This is a genomic window from Citricoccus sp. NPDC079358, assembly GCF_040702545.1.
Taxonomy (GTDB): Bacteria; Actinomycetota; Actinomycetes; order Actinomycetales; family Micrococcaceae; genus Citricoccus.
In genome coordinates this window covers 1-2,264 of record NZ_JBFBLI010000033.1, presented here as the reverse complement: position 1 = coordinate 2,264, position 2,264 = coordinate 1, and the positions used below count along the sequence as shown (strand labels likewise).

3 protein-coding genes are annotated in these 2,264 nt (G+C 66.3%); 2 read left to right on the top strand and 1 reads right to left on the bottom strand.

The features are described 5' to 3' along the window. Positions 1-41: 41 nt before the first annotated feature. Complete coding sequence (locus AB0333_RS16905; protein ID WP_366219835.1) at positions 42-215, bottom strand: universal stress protein; 174 nt, start codon at positions 213-215, stop codon at positions 42-44. Between the two features lie 379 nt (positions 216-594). Here AB0333_RS16905 and AB0333_RS16900 point away from each other — a divergent pair, with 379 nt between their 5' ends. Both AB0333_RS16900 and AB0333_RS16895 read left to right on the top strand, forming a co-directional pair. Next, complete coding sequence (locus AB0333_RS16900) at positions 595-2,013, top strand: hemolysin family protein (RefSeq protein WP_366219834.1); 1,419 nt, start codon at positions 595-597, stop codon at positions 2,011-2,013. After that, positions 2,010-2,264: CNNM domain-containing protein (locus AB0333_RS16895; RefSeq protein WP_366219833.1), on the top strand; the 255-nt coding region annotated here is incomplete at its 3' end. The genes AB0333_RS16900 and AB0333_RS16895, both read left to right, overlap by 4 nt.

The following is a 2,264-nucleotide window of genomic DNA, read 5'->3' as shown; positions in this document are numbered from 1 at the left end:
GGATCGGCATGCGGGACACTCGGAAGTGTGCGGCCGAGGGTTCAAGCCGAATGGTGGTAGGCCACCTCTACTCGCGGGTCGGCCACATGGGGTGGAGGGCGAACGGTGGCAAACAGTATCGGCCAGCGCCGGGCGGAGGCCTCGGCTAGCGCCCACTGGGCGGCCCTGCGGCTTTCAGGAGAGCCGTCAACGCCGGCAACAACCAGGTTCTCCATGCCATTGACGGTAGTGGGGAACCTGCAGGTCTGAGTCCTGCCGGGAAGGGTGTTATGGGACTGTTGCAGGACGGCCAGGCCTCGGCCGGCGGGAGGTGGCCTGTCCGCGCGCTGCCGACACCACCGAATTTCCCGGGAGCTTGACCGGGCAAGGGGAACTGTCATGGCGGGCAACCGCTAGACAGCCGCTAGGATGTTTCCATTCCCCTTGACCCCGATCCACGGAGTACGTGAATCCGCGCATGAGTCGTTCCCAACATAGCTCCGGGTCGTCTGACGACGACCCGGGAGACAGTTGTTGTTCCGCTTTCCTTTCCTCTCCCTGGTCCGCCGCGTGCGGCGTTGACCCCGGCCTTCCCGGTCTGAACGGGAGGCGGCGATGATCGAAGCCGTGCTCTTGTTATTGCTGGGCCTGGTGGTGATCGGTCTGATCATCGCCGCCAACGGGTATTTCGTGGCCCAGGAGTTCGCCTATATGTCGGTGGACCGGGTCCGCTTGCAGGCCCAGGCCAAGGCCGGTGACGCGGCCGCCGAGAGGGCGCTGAAGATCACCCGCCGGACCTCGTTCATGCTCTCCGGTGCCCAGCTGGGCATCACGGTCACCGGCCTGTTGGTCGGCTATGTGGCCGAGCCGATGGTCGGCCAGGCTCTGGGCGTGTTGCTGGGTGGGGCCGGGATCCCGCCGGCCGTGAGTATCTCGGTGGGCACGGTGCTGGCACTGGTGGTGGCCACGGTGGTGCAGATGATCTTCGGCGAGCTGTATCCGAAGAACCTGGCCATCGCGGCTCCGGAACCCCTGGCCAGGGGCCTGGCCCGCTCCACTAGCATCTATCTGGCCGTGTTCGGCTGGATAATCGTGGTCTTCGACAAGTCCGCGAACGCACTGCTGCGGTTGCTGCGGATCGAACCGGTGCATGACGTGGATTCCACGGCGACCGCCCAGGACCTGGACCGGATGGTGGCCGATTCCCGGAACAGCGGGGACCTGCCCGAGGAGCTTTCCGTGCTCATCGACCGGGTCCTCGACTTCCCGGATCAGGACGTCGAGCACGCCATGATCCCCCGGTCCCTGGTCGACACCGTCAGTCCGGACACCACGATCGGTGAGGTGCGCGCCTTGATGGCCCGGGAACACACCCGATACCCGGTGATCTCCCCCGACCTGCAACCGGTCGGTGTGGTGCACCTGACCGATGTACTGGTCCGGCCCATCCACGACAGCGCACCGGTGGAAACCATCATGCGTGACCCGCTGCTCGTTCCCACCCTGATGCCCCTGCCCGACGCCTTGGTGGAGTTCACCCGCACCCGTAGTCAGTTGGCCTGCGTGATCGACGAGTACGGCGGCTTCGCCGGGGTCCTCACGGTCGAGGACATGGCCGAGGAACTGGTCGGTGAGCTCACCGACGAACACGACGGCGTCCCGGTCCCCGAGATCGCGGTGGAACAGGACGATGTCTGGCGGGTGGCCGGTAACGTCCACGTCGACGAGCTGGAACGCACCGTCGGCCATCCGTTGCCGGACGGCGATGTCGAGACCGTGTCCGGCCTGGTCATCTCCGAGCTCGGCGAGCTACCCGAGGCCGGACAGACGGTGGTCATCGCATTGCCCGGTGACCCGCGCGAGGTGGCCCTGGACGAACCAGTCCACCGCCATCTGCACATCGAGGTCATCGAGGTGGCCCGGCATGTTCCCTGCGAACTGGTCGTCCGCCTTCTCCAGACCACCAACGACACCGACCAACAACCCCCTCAGCGGGCCGGACTGAACCACAAGACTGGGGAGGAAAACCGATGAGCGACCCCGTGATCGTTATTGTGGCCACCGTGGCGCTGATCGTGCTCAGTGCCCTGTTCGTCATCATCGAGTTCTCCCTACTCGGTGCCCGGCCCCACCGGCTCGAGGCCGAAGCGGCCACCAGCCGCTCGGCGCGCGCCGCGCTGCGCAACGTGAACGAGCTGACCGTCATGCTGGCCGGCGCTCAACTGGGCATCACCATTTGCACCTTCGCTCTCGGCGCGGTCACCAAGCCGGCCGTGGACGCCTGG

Coding starts and splice junctions, on each gene's coding strand:
- AB0333_RS16905 (WP_366219835.1), bottom strand. CDS start 215: ATGGAGAACCTGGTTGTTGCCGGCGTTGACGGCTCTCCTGAAAGCCGC.
- AB0333_RS16900 (WP_366219834.1), top strand. CDS start 595: ATGATCGAAGCCGTGCTCTTGTTATTGCTGGGCCTGGTGGTGATCGGT.